Here is a 13,802-nt window from a genome sequence, read left to right as displayed (position 1 = left end):
AGGGAGGAGTGCTACACGGCTGAGGACGCCGGAGAGGCGCCCGCGTCGAGGCCGAGGCGCCGCAGCGCCCGCGTGACCACCTCGTCCGGCGGGTCGCCGACGTCGACGGTCACCCCGTCCTCGTCGGGACCGAGTGGTTCCAGATCGCCGAACTGCGAGGCGAGCAGGGACGGCGGCATGAAGTGCCCCGAGCGTTCCGCCAGCCGCAGGCGCACCGTCTGTGCGCTGCCGTGGAGGAACACGAAACGAACCCGCGCCGCGTGGGCCTGCCGGAGCACGTCGCGGTAGGAGCGCTTCAGTGCCGAGCAGGTGACGACCACGGACCGCCCCGCCGCACCACGCTCGTCGATCCAGTCGCGGATGGCCGATAGCCACGGCAACCGGTCGGCGTCGGTCAGGGGGGTGCCGGCCGTCATCTTGGCGATGTTGGCCTCGGGATGGAACTCGTCGGCCTCGGCCATGGTCCAGCCGAGACGGCGAGCGAGCAGCCGGGCCGCGGTGCTCTTGCCCGCCCCCGACACCCCCATCACCACCAGGCAGGTGGGAGTCATCAGGCTCCTCGTCGAACGTCGTCGATCAACAGTCGTGCTTAATGGTATTACCAATAGCGGCGAAAGATAGCACCATTTGGCCGACGAAGGAAGGGGTGCCCCCGGGTACTCTTCGTGACTGAGTCCGGAAACCGTCGAGCGGGAGAACGTGTGGCGAAGTCCGTGCACGGGCACGAGGACAGCCAGGGAGCGGGTGTCGAGGTCCTGCACAACACGGTGCTCGACACGATCGGGCAGCGGATCACCGCCGGTGCGCTGCCCCCGGGGCACGTGCTGACCCTCGACCGGATCCAGGACGACTTCGGCGTCTCCCGCACAGTCGCCCGCGAGACCATGCGCATCCTGGAGTCGATGGGCCTGGTGACCTCGCGGCGCCGCGTGGGGATCACCGTGCAGCCGCGGGAGTCCTGGAACGTCTTCGACCCGAGGGTGATCTGGTGGCGGCTGTCCGGCAGTGGCCGGGACGCGCAACTGCGCTCGCTGACCGAGCTGCGGATCGCCGTCGAGCCGCTGGCGGCATCCGCGGCTGCGCGCAACGCCTCCGTGGCACAGCGGGCGCGCGTGCTGGAGCTGGCCACCGAGATGCGCGGTGAGGGGGAGGCGGGCGAGCTGGGCGGGTTCCTCGAGCTCGACATCGCGTTCCACACCGTGCTGCTCGAGGCGAGCGGGAACGAGATGTTCGGCGCGCTGGCCGACGTGGTCGCGGTGGTGCTGCAGGGCCGTACGCAGCTGGGCCTGATGCCGCACCAGCCGGTTCCCGAGGCGCTCGAGCTGCACGAGGAGGTGGCACGCGCCGTCGCCGGCGGGCGCGCGGCGCACGCCGAGACCGCGATGCGCGAGCTGCTCGCCGAGGTCCGGGACGCGATGATCCCGCTGTGGCAGCAACGCTCGTGAGTGCGCACGCGAGTTAGAGCACTGTTACGCACTCACGAGCGGTCAGGTCTTGGCGTCCTCGGCGACCATGTCCGCGCACTTCTCACCGATCGCCATCGTGGTGATGCACGGGTTCACCGCGACGAGGAACGGCATCACCGACCCGTCGGCCACGCGCAGCCCGTCGACGCCCCGCACGCGCAGCCGGGCGTCCAGCGGTGCCATCGGGTCGCTGTCGGGGCCCATCTTCACCGTGCACGCGGGGTGATAGACGGTGTTGTGCGTCTTGCGCAGGTAGTCGGCGATCTCGTCGTCGCTGCGCGCCTCCGCGCCGGGCGCGAGCTCGGCGCCGGCCCATTCGGCCATCGCGGGCCGGGAGACGATCTCCCTGGCCAGCCGGACGCCGTAGGTCATCACGTGCAGGTCGTGCGGGTCGGTGAAGTAGCGCGGATCGACCATCGGCTTGTCCCGGAAGTCCCTGGTCCGCAGCCGAACCGTGCCGGTCGAGCGGGCACGGGTCACGTTCGGCGTCAGGCAGAACCCGTTCTCGGTCGTCGGGTAGCCGTATCGCAGCGTGTTCAGGTCGAACGGCACGGAACCGTAGTGGAACATCAGGTCCGGCCGGTCGAGGCCGGGCTCCGTCGTGGTAAAGATCCCGATCTCCCACCACTGGGTCGACTCGGCGACCATCGGCCTGCGCGCGTCCCACTGGACCAGGCCCTCGGGATGGTCCTGCAGGTTCTCGCCGACGCCCGGGGAGTCGACCAGCACGTCGATCCCGGTCTCACGCAGGTGCGCTGCCGGGCCGATACCGGAGAGCATCAGCAGCTTCGGCGTGTCGATCGCGCCGTTGCTGACGATCACCTCCTTGCGTGCCCGGATCTCCTCGCTGTGCAGCAGGTCCTCGGCCAGCACCTCGACACCGGTGCAGCGCGTGCCCTCGAAGGTCAGCCGCTTCGCCCGGACACCGGTGCGCACCGCCAGGTTCGACCGCTTGCCCATGATCGGGTGCAGGTAGGACACCGACGCCGACGAGCGGGTGCCGTCCTCGCGGGCGTTGATCTGGAACCAGTTCGCCCCGTGGGTGACGGTCTTGCCCGAGTTGAACTCCGCGCGCGGCACGCCGGCCTGTTCACACGCCTCCAGCAGCGCCACCCCCGCGGGGTCGCGCGGCGGGACCGACCGGATCGTGACCGGGCCCGACCGGCCGTGGTGCTCGCCAGGGCCGTCGTTGGTCTCCAGCCGCCGGTAGAGCGGGAAGACGTCCTCCGCTGACCAGCCCCGCAGGCCGAGCGAGGCCCACTCGTCCAGGTCCTCCGCGGGCGCCCAGAAGGCGATGCACGAGTTGTGCGACGAGCACCCGCCGAGCACCTTTGCCCTGGCGTGCCGCAGGAACGAGTTGCCGGACTCCTGTGGCTCCACCACGTAGTCCCAGTCGTAGCCGGACTCCAGCAGCGCCATCCACCTGTCCAGCTCAAGCACGGCGGGCTCGTCCACGTCGGACGGGCCGGCTTCGAGCAGGCAGACGGTGTTGGCGGAGTTCTCCGACAGCCGGGCCGCCACGACCGAGCCGGCCGTACCACCGCCGACCACGACATAGTCGAATTCGCGGGTCATCCTCTTGTGACTCCTTGTTCTTCGCCGGTGGCGTCTATTCGGCGCGGAACCAGCGCGGCGGTGCCGGGCGCAGGTTCTGGTAGATGTGCTTGGACTCCTGGTACTCGGCGAGTCCGGTCGGGCCGAGCTCGCGGCCCGTGCCGGACTGCTTGAGCCCGCCCCATTCCGCCTGCGGCAGGTAGGGGTGGTAGTCGTTGATCCACACCGTGCCGTGCCGGAGCCGGCCCGCGACCCGCTGGGCCCGCGACGCGTCTGCGGTGAACACCGCGCCGGCGAGGCCGTAGTGGGTGTCGTTGGCGATCCGCACCGCGTCGTCCTCCGTGCGGAAGGTCTCGACGGTCAGCACCGGCCCGAACGACTCCTCGATCACGGCGTGGGTGCCCTGGCGCACGTTGTCGAGCACGGTCGGCGGGTAGAAGTAGCCGTCGGCGAGACGCTCGTCGGCGGGCCGCCTTCCGCCGGTGCGCAGCACCGCTCCCTCGGCGAGCGCGGTCTCGACGTAACGCTCGACCTTCTCGCGGTGCGCCGCGGAGATCAGCGGCCCGGTCTCGGCTTCCGGGTCGAACGGGCCGCCGAGCCGGATCCGTTCCGCCCTGCGGACGATCTCGTCGACGAACGCGTCGTGGATCTCCTCCTGCACGATCAGCCGCGAGCCCGCCGAGCACACCTGCCCGGAGTCCAGGAAGATCGCGGTGATGGCGTAGTCGACGGCGGTCTCGAAGTCGGCATCGGCGAACACCACGTTCGGGTTCTTGCCACCGAGTTCGAGGGCGACCTTCTTCACCGTCGCCGCCGCCGACGCGGCGATGGTGCGGCCGGTGTGCAGCCCGCCGGTGAACGACACGAGGTCGATGTCGGCGTGCTCGGCGAGTGGTGCCCCGGCCTCGGCTCCCGCGCCGAGCACGAGGTTGGCCACACCCGCGGGCACGCCGGCCTCGGTGAGGATCCGCATCAGCAGGATGGCGGTGTGCGGGGTGAGCTCGCTCGGCTTGAGCACGAACGTGTTCCCCGCGGCCAGCGCGGGCGCGACCTTCCACGCGGTCTGCAGCAGCGGGAAGTTCCACGGCGTGATGAGCCCGCACACGCCGGCGGGTTCGTGGACGATGCGGCTGATCGCGTCCGGGTCGCCCGTGTCCACCACCCTGCCCGCCTGGTTGCCCGCGAGTTTGCCGAAGTAACGGAAGCAGGCCGCGATGTCGTCCATGTCGATCTCGCTCTCGACCAGCCGCTTGCCGGTGTCGAGCGACTCGGCGCGCGCGAACGTCTCCTTGTCGCGCTCCAGCAGGCCCGCGACGCGCAGCAGGAGGTCGCCGCGCTCACCCGCCGCCGTCGCGGGCCACGGTCCGCTGTCGAAGGCCGAGCGGGCGGCGGCGATGGCCGCCTCGGTGTCCTCGCGCGAGCCCTCGTCGACGGTGGCGACCAGCGAGCCGTCCGCGGGGCACCGGATCTCCCTGGTGCCGCCCCGGACCGCGCCGACCCACTGCCCGCCGATGAAGAAGTCCGCCATGCAATCCTCTCCGTCCTCGCCTGCGGCCGATGCGCAGCGGCCCAATGGTTTGAGACCATACCTTTGGCGTGGGGGCCAGGCCATTCGGCGCCCGGCCGATCCTAACGAGGCTCCGTAGACTGGGCGGACGACGCATCGGACCGAGGCGAGCGAGGTGGAGCGTGACGTTGCTGGAGTCGGTACAGGGACCGGCCGACCTGAAGCGGATGGATCACGATCAGCTGGGAGCACTGGCCGGGGAGATCAGGCAGTTCCTCATCGAGAAAGTCTGCAAGAACGGTGGGCATCTCGGCCCCAACCTCGGTGTGGTGGAGCTGACCCTCGCGCTGCATCGCGTGTTCGACTCGCCACGGGACGCGCTGCTCTATGACGTCGGCCACCAGTCCTACGTGCACAAGATCGTCACCGGCAGGCGGGACGACTTCGACGGGCTGCGGCAGCTCGGCGGCATCGCCGGTTACCCCGCGCGCGCCGAGAGCGAGCACGACCTCGTCGAGAACAGCCACGCCTCCACCGCGCTGTCGTACGCGGACGGGCTGGCCAAGGCGTTCCAGCTCGCCGGTGGCGGCAGGCACGCCGTCGCGCTGGTGGGTGACGGTGCCCTCACCGGCGGCATGTGCTGGGAAGCGCTCAACAACATCGCCGCGCACCCGGACCGGCCGATCGTGGTCGTCGTCAACGACAACGGACGGTCCTACTCGCCGACGATCGGCGGCTTCGCCGAGCACCTGGCCGCACTGCGGCTGCGGCCGAGTTACGAGCGCATCCTCGACGGCGGGCGGGAACTGCTCCAGAACACCCCGGTGGTCGGCAGGCCGCTGTACGCGGCCCTGCACGCCGCCAAGGCCGGGATCAAGGACGCGCTCAGCCCGCAGGTGATGTTCGCCGATCTCGGCCTGAAGTACCTCGGCCCGGTGGACGGGCACGACCTCGGTGCGCTGGAGCGGGCGCTGCACAGTGCCAGGTCCTTCGGTGGCGCGGTGATCGTGCACGCGGTGACCGAGAAGGGGCACGGCTACCCGCCCGCGGTCAACCACGAGGCCGACCAGATGCACCAGACCGACCCGATCGATCCGGCGACCGGGCTGCCGCCGGTGAAGGGCACGAGCTGGACGTCCGTCTTCGGCGAGGAGCTGGCGCGGATCGGTGACGAGCGCGACGACGTGGTGGCAATCACGGCGGCGATGCTGCGCTCCACCGGGCTGCACAAGTTCGCCGAGGCCCATCCCGAGCGGTGGTTCGACGTCGGCATCGCCGAGCAACACGCGGTGACCTCGGCCGCCGGGCTGGCGATGGGCGGGATGCACCCGGTCGTCGCCGTGTACTCGACCTTTCTCAACCGCGCCTTCGACCAGGCGCTGATGGACGTGGCCCTGCACCGCCAGCCGGTCACGTTCGTGCTCGACCGTGCCGGCATCACCGGTCCGGACGGGCCGAGCCATCACGGCATGTGGGATCTGTCCCTGCTCGGGATGGTGCCCGGCATGCGGGTGGCCGCCCCGCGCGACGCCGAGACGCTGCGCGAGGAGCTGCGGGAGGCCGTCGCCGTTTCGGACGGCCCGACCGCGTTGCGCTTCTCCAAGGGCAGCGTCGTGGAGTCCGTGCCCGCGCTGGAGCGGACCGGCCCGGTGGACGTGCTGCGCCGCGACCAGGACGCCGATGTACTGCTCGTCGCCGTTGGCGCGTTCGCGCCGCTCGGGCTGGCCGCCGCAGGCCGGCTCGCCGACCAGGGCATCGGGGTCACCGTGGTGGACCCGCGGTGGGTCGTGCCGGTGCCCGGCGAGCTGGTCGCGCTCGCGCGGACGCACCGGCTCGTGGTGACCGTCGAGGACAGTGGCCGCCACGGCGGCTTCGGTTCGGCGCTCGCCGCGGCCCTGCGCGACGCCGACTGCGACGTGCCGCTGCGCGACCTCGCCGTGCCGCAGCGGTTCCTTGCCCACGGCACCAGGAACGAGGTGCTCGCCGGGGTCGGCCTCACCGCACAGGACGTCGCGCGCAAGGTCACCGAGTGGGCCGCCACCCGCCTCGGCGAGCCGCAGCAGGCGGAGATCGAGTCGTCCGCCCAGGAGTGAGTCCGGTCAGTACACCCGCGTCATGACGTGCTTGACGCGGGTGTACTCGGCGAAGGAGTAGGTGGAGAGGTCCTTGCCGTGCCCGGAGCGGCCGAATCCGCCGTGCGGCATCTCCGCCACCAGCGGGCCGTGCGTGTTCACCCAGATGCAGCCGAAGTCCAGCCCGGCCGAGACGCGCATCGCCCTGGCATGGTCGTTGGTCCAGACCGACGCCGCGAGGCCCTCGGGGACGCCGTTGGCGAGCGCGAGGGCCTCCTGCTCGTCGCGGAAGCGCTGCACGGTCACCACCGGGCCGAAGACCTCCTCCCGGACGATCTCATCCTGCTGCCGCAGCCCGGAGATCACGGTGGGGGCGAAGAAGAAGCCCCGGTCGCCGATCCTCGCGCCGCCCGTGCGCACCTCGGCGTGGCCGGGCAGCCGCTCGACGAGCCCCCGCACCCGGTCGAGCTGCGTGGCGTTGTTGAGTGGCCCGAAGTCGGCGGCCGCGTCGTCGGGCGGCGCGGCCCGGCGGTTCGCCGCCGCCGTGGTGAGCGCGGCGACGAGCTCGTCGTGCACGGACTCGTGCACCAGCACCCGGCTGCCTGCGGTGCAGTCCTGGCCCGCGTTGTAGCAGGCCGCGTCGACGACGCGGTCCGCCGTGTCGCCGACGTCGATGTCATCGAACACCACGAGCGGTGCGTTGCCGCCCAGTTCGAGGTGGGTCCGCTTGAGGTCGGCGGCCGCGACCGTGGCGACGTCGATGCCCGCCCGCGTGGATCCGGTGATCGAGACCAGTTCCGTGGCCGGGTGCGCCACCAGCGCCCGCCCGGTTTCCCGGTCGCCGAGCACGACGTTGAACGCCCCGGCGGGCAGGAGCTCCGTGGCCGCGCGCGCCAGCAGGATCGCCGTGCCCGGCGTGGTCTCCGCGGGCTTGAGCACCACGGTGTTGCCCGCCGCGAGCGCGGGCGCGATCTTCCACACCGCCATCATCAGCGGGTAGTTCCACGGTGCGATCTGCGCGCACACGCCGACCGGCTCCCGCCGGATGAACGACGTGTGCCCCGGCGCGTACTCGGCCGCGGCCGAACCCTCCAGCAGCCGCGCCGCACCGGCGAAGAACCGCAGCGCGCCGACGCTCTCCGGTATCTCCTCGCCGACGACCACCGCGCGCGGCTTGCCGGTCTCCCGGATCTCCGCCTCGGCGAACTCCGCGGCATTGGCCTCGACGGCATCCGCGAGCCGCAGCAGCGCCCGCTGGCGCTCGGCGGGCGTACTCGCCCGCCAGAGTGGGAAGGCACTCGCGGCCGCGGACATCGCCTCGTCCACAGCGGACTGTCCGGACAGGACGGTTTCGCCGCTGCGCTCACCGGTGCTGGGATCGACCAGCTCCAGCGCACCGTCACCGGCAGCGGGTACGTCGTGTCCGGCGATGAAGTTTCCGAGCATCACGTCTCCAGGTGGGTCGGTTCGAACATGCGCAGCAGTGCGGGCAGGACGACGACCGCGGGGCCGGGAGTCCGCAGCGCGCTCGCCAGGTCGGCACTGAGAGTGTCCACGGTGGACACCGTGGCGGGTACGCCGAAGGCGGCCGCCAGTGCGGCGAAGTCGGGCCGGGTCAGCTCGGTGGCCGTGGTCCGCCCGAAGGCGCCGGTGAGGTACTCGCGCAGGATGCCGTAGCCGCCGTCATCGACGATGAGCCAGGTGACGTCGAGCCCGTGCTGCACGGCGGTGGCGAGTTCGGCGATGCCGTACATCGCTCCGCCGTCGCCGGAGACCGCGAGCACCGGGCCGCCCGTTGCCGCCGCGGCGCCCAGTGCCGCGGGCAGCCCGAAGCCGAGGCCGCCCGCGCCCTGGGCGGTGTGGATCGGCGCGCCGTCCGGATTCCACGCCGACCAGGCCCAGTAGCCGAGGACCGTCATGTCCCAGAAGGTCGGCGTGCCGTCGGGCAGCGCGGCCCGCACGTCGGCGAGGGCCCGCTGTTCGAGCTCGAGATCCTGCCCGGCGAGCCGGTCGCGGACCTTGGCCAGCAGCGCCGCGACCGACGCCTCCGCCCGGCCGTCCGGTTCCCGCGCCGGGACCCGCTCCAGCAACGCGGACAGCGTCTGCCGCACGTCGGCGTGGATGCCGAGCGCGGGGTGGTTGGCTTCGAGCTTGCCCGCGTCCGCCTCGACCTGAATCACCCGTCCCCGCGGGGCGAACCGGTGGTAGTTGCTGGACAGTTCGCCCAGCCCCGAGCCCAGTACCAGCAGCACGTCGGCGGCGGCGAGGAACTCCGTGCTGTGCCAGTCCTCCAGCCAGGACTGCCCGGAAAGCGGATGTTCCCAGGGGAAGGCGCCCTTCCCGCCGAACGTCGACAGCACCGGGGCGCGCAGCGACTCCGCCAGCGCGAGCAGTTCCCGCCGCGCGCCGGAGCGCAAGACGCCGCCGCCTGCCAGGATCACCGGGTTCCTGGCCGCCGCGAGTTCCACCGCGGCCGCGGCGGCCGGCTCGGGCAGCGGGGCGAGCGGCGGCGCGGCGGGGGAGGTCACGACGGAGGTGATGGGCGGCAGCCCGGCAGGGCCGAGCAGCACGTCCTGCGGGATCTCCACCCACACCGGCCCGTACGGCGCGGTCGCCGCCGACTCCCACGCCTCGCGCAGCGCGGTGGGGATCTGGCTCGCCGTGCGCACCACGTGCACCGACTTCACCACGTCGCGGAAGCTCGCCCGCTGGTCCGGCAGTTCGTGCAGGTAGCCGTGCCTGCCGCCGCCGAGCCCCGCGGCGGGCACCTGGCTGGAGATGCCGAGGACCGGCACCGACGACGCGCGCGACTCCTGGAGCGAGGACAGCGTGAGCAGGGCCCCCGGACCGGTGGAGACGATCATCGGGGTGACCGGCACCGGCCCGCCCGCCCCGAGCCGGGCCCTGGCGTGGCCGTCGGCGGCGAAGGCGAGGTTGTTCTCCACCCGCGCACCGACCAGCGTCAGGTCGGGAGCCCGCCGCAGCGCCTCGAACAGGCCGAGCGCATGCTGACCGGGCAGCCCGAACACCGTGTCCGCGCCGAGTGCCCGCAGCGTCTCGACGACGAGGTCCCCGCCGATACGGGTCACGGCCTCGCCCGCATCGCCAGCAGGCTGACCAGGTCGTAGGCGACGTGTGCGGCGGCGATCGCGGTGATCTCGGCGTGGTCGTAGGCGGGGGCGACCTCGACCACGTCGGCGCCGACGAGGTTGCTGCCCGCCAGGCCGCGCAGGATCTCCAGCAGCTCGCGGCTGGTCATGCCGCCCGCCTCGGGGGTGCCGGTTCCGGGAGCGTGCGCGGGGTCGAGCACGTCGATGTCCACCGAGACGTAGAGCGGGCGGTCACCGATCCGTTCGCGCAGTGTTTCGACGGTCGCCGGGACGCCCCGGTGCAGCACATCGGCCGAGGTGACGATGCCGAAGCCGAGCCGCTCGTCGGTGTCGAGATCCTGCTTGCCGTAGAGCGGGCCGCGTGTGCCCACGTGGCACAGCGCGGCCGTGTCGAGGATTCCCTCCTCGGCGGCGCGGCGGAACGGCGTGCCGTGCGTGTACGGCTCGCCGAAATAGGTGTCCCAGGTGTCCAGGTGCGCGTCGAAGTGCAGCAGTGCCACCGGCCCGTGCCGCTCCGCCGCCGCCCGCAGCAGCGGCAGGGCGATGGTGTGATCGCCGCCGACGGTCACCAGGCTCGTGCCACGCTCACCGAAGGCCGCCGCCGCACGCTGCAGGGTGCCGATGGCCTCGCCGATGTCGAACGGGTTGAGCGCGATGTCCCCGGCGTCGGCCACCTGGGCCGCGGCGAACGGGGAGACGTCGAGCCCGGGGTGGTAGGGACGCAGCAGGCGGCTGCCCTCGCGAACGGCGGCCGGGCCGAAGCGGGCACCCGGCCGGTAGGACACTCCCGCGTCGAACGGGACACCGACGACCGCGACGTCGGCGTGGGCGACCTCGTCGGCCCGCGGCAGCCGCGCGAAGGTGGCGAAGCCCGCGAAGCGCGGCACCTTCGACGAGTCCACGGGTCCGATCGGGGGTGGGTACACGGGCGCTCCTTCTTCGGTCGTGAGTGTTCGGACGAGTTCTAACGCGGCTGGCCACTCACGACGCCGTCGGCGGGTTCTTCCTCGCCGGGCCCGTCGCCGTGGCCGGAGAGCCTGGCGTTCCAGGTGCGCAGCACGGTGTCCGGCGTCCGCGGGGTGAGGAGGCTGACCGCGACGTAGGCGACGAGGCTCGCGCCGAGGCCGTAGTAGATCGGCTCGTTGGCGAGCAGGCCCCGCGTGACCATCGAGACGATCACCACAACGGAACCGGTGACCATCGAGGCCAGCGCGCCCGCCCGGGTGCCCCGCCGCCAGAGCAGGGCGCCGAGGATCGCCACGAGCAACCCGCCGACGAGGATGTTGTATGCCACGGTCAGCGCGGCCACCACGTCCGTGACGATCATGGCGACACCGATGACGAGCACGCCGAGCACCAGGGTGGTGACGCGGTTCATGGCCACGCCTGCGTCCGGCCGCACGCGCTGCAGCAGCCTCGGCAGCAGGTCGTTCGTGGTGACCGTCGAGCAGGCGATGAGCGCGCCGCTCGCGGTCGACATCAGCGCCGACAGCGCCGCGGCGAGCACCAGCCCGCGCAGGCCGGACGGCAGCAGGTCGGCCACGATCGTGGCGAACGCGTTGTCCGAGTCGGCGAGGTTCGGGTACAGCGTCCTCGCGGCGGTGCCGATCAGCGCGCCCGCGATGCCGTAGACGAAGCAGTAGACGGCGGAGCCGATGCCGCCGTAGGTGGCGACCCGTGGCGTGCGGGCGGTGAACACGCGCTGCCAGATGTCCTGGCCGATGAGCAACCCGAAGCCGTAGATCAGCACGTAGGTGAGGATCGTGCCGCCGCCGATGGCGTCGAAGGAGAAGAAGCTCGCGTCCAGTTCCGTGCGCATCCCGCCGAGGCCGCCCGCGGAGGTGAGCGCGACCGGCAGCAGCACGAGCAGGAAGCCGATCGTCGTGATGACGAACTGCGCCATGTCGGTGAGGGTGATCGACCACATGCCGCCGAGCACGGAGTAGAGCACGACGATCCCGCCGCCGATCGCCACCCCGGCGATGCCGGGCAGGTCGAACAGGACCGTGAAGATGGTCGCGAAGGCCAGCGTCGAGGTGACCGTCAGCATCAGCGTGTAGCCCCACATCACGGCTCCCGAGATCGCGCTGGTGGAGCCGCCGTAGCGCAGGTCGAGCATCTCCGACACGGTGTAGAGCCGCAACCGCACGAGACGGCGGGCGAACACCACGTGCAGCGCGAGGATGCCGAGCCCGATGGTGAGCACCAGCCAGGCGCCGGAGATGCCGTAGGTGTAGCCGAGCCCGACACCGCCGATGGTCGACGCGCCGCCGAGCACCACCGCGGACATCGTGCCCGCGTACATGAGTCCGCCGAGCCGCCTGCCCGCCACCAGATAGTCGCTGCGGGTCCTCGCCAGGCGCAGGCTGTACCAGCCGATCGCGATCATTCCGGCGATGTAGAGCGCGATCACCGCGTAGTCACCGGCCACGGTGTCCTCCTCGAGTCGTGTTCGGGTCACCGTAAGTTCGGACGCCGGACCGGTTGAATGGGATACTTCGGCCCAATTTGGCGTAGTCTCTGGTCGAAATGACCAATCACGCCGAATGGGTCGCCAACGAGGTGTCGATCCCGTTGCGCGCCGTGCTCGACCGCGCGGACCTCGCGGTCGAGGCCGTGCCGGAGACCATGCGGCCCGGGGCGCCGGACCTGCCGGTGCGCTGGGCGCACGTCAGCGAGCTCCGCGACCCGGCCCCGTACCTACTCGGCGACGAGCTGCTGCTGACGGCGGGCGTGAACCTGCCGGACGAGCAGGCCGAGGTCGACCACTACGTGCGGGGCCTGCGGGACGCGGGCGTCACCGCACTCGGGTTCGGGGTCACCCCGCCGATGCACGAGGACCTGCCCGAACGGCTGCGCCGTTCTTGCGCCCGGTACGGGCTGCCGCTGCTGGTCGTGCCCATCCGCACCCCGTTCCTCGCGATCAGCCGCGCGGTCTCCCTCGCGCTCGGCCAGGCGGGTCAGCGCGAGCAGCGTCGCGTGACCGAGGCAAGGGAAGCGCTGACCAGGGCCGCCGCGGGCGGTTCCCGGGAGGTCATCCGCGGGCTCGCCCAGCGCTTGCCCGGCTGGGCGGCGCTGGTCGGCCGGGACGACGAGCCCGCGGTGGACCATGGCGCGCCGCGGCCGCTGCCCGCCGAGCTCGGCGGCATGCTCGCCCGGCTGCGCGCGGGCAGCGGTATCCGCAGCGCCACGACCGAGCTCGCCGACGGGACGTTCGTCGTGGCCCAGCCCGTCTACCCGCAGGCCACCGCGGCACACCTGCTGGTCGTCGGCCGCGACCGGCGGTTCAGCGGCACCGACCGGGCCGTCGTGGCCGTCGGCGCCGCGCTGCTCGGTCTCCTCGGCCGGGCCGGTTCCGACACGGCCCGGCTGGCCGGCGCCAGCACCGCACTGCTGCTCGCCGACGCCGCGCCCGGCGACGTGCTCGGCCCGCTGCTGCCGGCCGAGGACTACCGGGTCGTCGCCGGGGTGTGGCAGCGGGGGAACGGACCGCCCGAGGCCGACGCCGAGTACGGCTGGCTGCGCTCGCGGCTGCACACGCCGTTCGTGCGGCTGAGCGGTGCGCGCTTCACCGCGATCGCCACCGCGGCGCCCGATGCCGCGGTGCTCGCCGACCTCGCCGCGCACGGCTGGCTCACCGTCACCGGCAGCGCGCGCCCGCCCGCCGCGCTGCACGAGGCCGGGCCGGAGGTGGCGACGCTGCTCGCACGGGCCCGCGCGCTCGGCGCGCCCGTGGTGGCCGGCGAGGCGGAGGGCCTCGCCGGTGTCGTCACTCCCGGTGCCGCCGCGGGGTTCGCCGCGCGCAGGCTCGCCCCGCTGCGGGAGCACGGCCGGGGCGACGGCGACGTGCTGGTGACCACGTTGCGGACCTGGCTCGCCCAGCACGGTGGCTGGGACCGCACCGCCGCCGCGCTCGGCGTGCACCGCAACAGCGTCCGGCACCGCATCGGCCAGATCGAACGTGCGCTCAACGCCGACCTCGCCGATCCGGACGTCCGGATGGAGCTCTGGTTCGCGCTGCGGTGGGAGGGATCTTGAGGTCGGTGTACAGGCAGTGCCGCAGCCGCTGCAGCCGGCCGCCCGGCGCCGTCTC

At 72.4% G+C, this 13,802-nt stretch carries 10 protein-coding genes; 3 read left to right on the top strand and 7 right to left on the bottom strand.

The annotated features are described in order from the left end of the window. Nucleotides 1-11: 11 nt before the first annotated feature. Nucleotides 12-551: a gluconokinase gene (locus JAP66_RS11840; protein WP_199431728.1), complete on the bottom strand. Its 540-nt coding sequence runs from the start codon at nt 549-551 to the stop codon at nt 12-14. 150 nt (nt 552-701) lie between these two features. On the opposite strand from JAP66_RS11840, the gene JAP66_RS11835 reads away from it, so the two are divergent. Further along, nucleotides 702-1,445 (top strand): FadR/GntR family transcriptional regulator, encoded by a 744-nt coding sequence (locus JAP66_RS11835; protein ID WP_307849534.1) that lies wholly within the window; start codon nt 702-704, stop codon nt 1,443-1,445. Between the two features lie 42 nt (nt 1,446-1,487). Here JAP66_RS11835 and JAP66_RS11830 read toward each other — a convergent pair whose 3' ends face one another. Both JAP66_RS11830 and JAP66_RS11825 read right to left on the bottom strand, forming a co-directional pair. Continuing rightward, the gene (locus JAP66_RS11830; protein WP_199431727.1) at nt 1,488-3,041 is read right to left on the bottom strand and encodes a GMC family oxidoreductase; all 1,554 of its coding nucleotides are present in this window, start codon (nt 3,039-3,041) and stop codon (nt 1,488-1,490) included. A gap of 34 nt (nt 3,042-3,075) precedes the next feature. Next, nucleotides 3,076-4,548: an aldehyde dehydrogenase family protein gene (locus JAP66_RS11825; RefSeq protein WP_199431726.1), complete on the bottom strand. Its 1,473-nt coding sequence runs from the start codon at nt 4,546-4,548 to the stop codon at nt 3,076-3,078. A 161-nt stretch (nt 4,549-4,709) separates the two neighbouring features. Here JAP66_RS11825 and dxs point away from each other — a divergent pair, with 161 nt between their 5' ends. Continuing rightward, nucleotides 4,710-6,620, top strand: coding sequence for a 1-deoxy-D-xylulose-5-phosphate synthase (dxs, locus tag JAP66_RS11820; RefSeq protein WP_199431725.1), 1,911 nt, complete (start codon nt 4,710-4,712; stop codon nt 6,618-6,620). Nucleotides 6,621-6,626: 6 nt separating this feature from the next. Here dxs and JAP66_RS11815 read toward each other — a convergent pair whose 3' ends face one another. The 4 genes from JAP66_RS11815 to JAP66_RS11800 are packed head-to-tail and all read right to left on the bottom strand — an operon-like array spanning nt 6,627 to nt 12,140. Beyond that, nucleotides 6,627-8,045: an aminobutyraldehyde dehydrogenase gene (locus tag JAP66_RS11815; RefSeq protein WP_199431724.1), complete on the bottom strand. Its 1,419-nt coding sequence runs from the start codon at nt 8,043-8,045 to the stop codon at nt 6,627-6,629. Continuing rightward, entirely contained in the window at nt 8,045-9,688 is a 1,644-nt protein-coding gene (locus JAP66_RS11810; RefSeq protein WP_199431723.1) for a thiamine pyrophosphate-binding protein, read from the bottom strand. The genes JAP66_RS11815 and JAP66_RS11810 overlap by 1 nt, the downstream gene beginning before the upstream one ends. Beyond that, nucleotides 9,685-10,635: an agmatinase gene (gene speB / locus JAP66_RS11805; RefSeq protein ID WP_307849533.1), complete on the bottom strand. Its 951-nt coding sequence runs from the start codon at nt 10,633-10,635 to the stop codon at nt 9,685-9,687. The genes JAP66_RS11810 and speB overlap by 4 nt, the downstream gene beginning before the upstream one ends. 38 nt (nt 10,636-10,673) lie before the next feature. Next, nucleotides 10,674-12,140 (bottom strand): sodium:solute symporter family protein, encoded by a 1,467-nt coding sequence (locus tag JAP66_RS11800; RefSeq protein WP_199432014.1) that lies wholly within the window; start codon nt 12,138-12,140, stop codon nt 10,674-10,676. A 98-nt stretch (nt 12,141-12,238) separates the two neighbouring features. Here JAP66_RS11800 and JAP66_RS11795 point away from each other — a divergent pair, with 98 nt between their 5' ends. Next, nucleotides 12,239-13,747 (top strand): PucR family transcriptional regulator, encoded by a 1,509-nt coding sequence (locus JAP66_RS11795; protein WP_199431722.1) that lies wholly within the window; start codon nt 12,239-12,241, stop codon nt 13,745-13,747. Nucleotides 13,748-13,802: the final 55 nt, after the last annotated feature.

This window comes from Qaidamihabitans albus (assembly GCF_016464705.1).
In the GTDB taxonomy this organism is placed as follows: domain Bacteria; phylum Actinomycetota; class Actinomycetes; order Mycobacteriales; family Pseudonocardiaceae; genus Qaidamihabitans; species Qaidamihabitans albus.
This window is presented reverse-complemented; position numbering and strand designations above follow the sequence as displayed.